Raw genomic sequence first — 262 nt, forward strand, 5'->3', positions numbered from 1 at the left:
AGGCATCGACAGCGGCGACGTCGTCAAGCGCGCCTATCGCACCTACCAGACGTCGCTCGGCGGCGGTCTCAACAAGGTCTTCGGCAAGGTCTTCCGCATCGGTCATCTCGGCTGGCTGAACGAGGTGATGGTCTGCGCTTCGCTGTCGGCGGCCGAAATGGCGCTGCTCGATTGCGGCGTGCGCCTGGCGCCGGGCTCCGGCGTGGCGGCAGCGATCGAGCATTTCCGGCGCACCGCCGCGATGCCGGTCGCCGAGGCGGCG

At 69.5% G+C, this 262-nt stretch carries 1 pseudogene; it reads left to right on the forward strand.

What is annotated here, in order from left to right:
* A pseudogene (locus AU465_RS38170) lies at nt 1–262 on the forward strand (serine--glyoxylate aminotransferase); the annotation flags it as partial.

Origin of the sequence: Mesorhizobium silamurunense, assembly GCF_014843905.1 — a bacterium.
Lineage (GTDB): Bacteria > Pseudomonadota > Alphaproteobacteria > Rhizobiales > Rhizobiaceae > Mesorhizobium > Mesorhizobium silamurunense.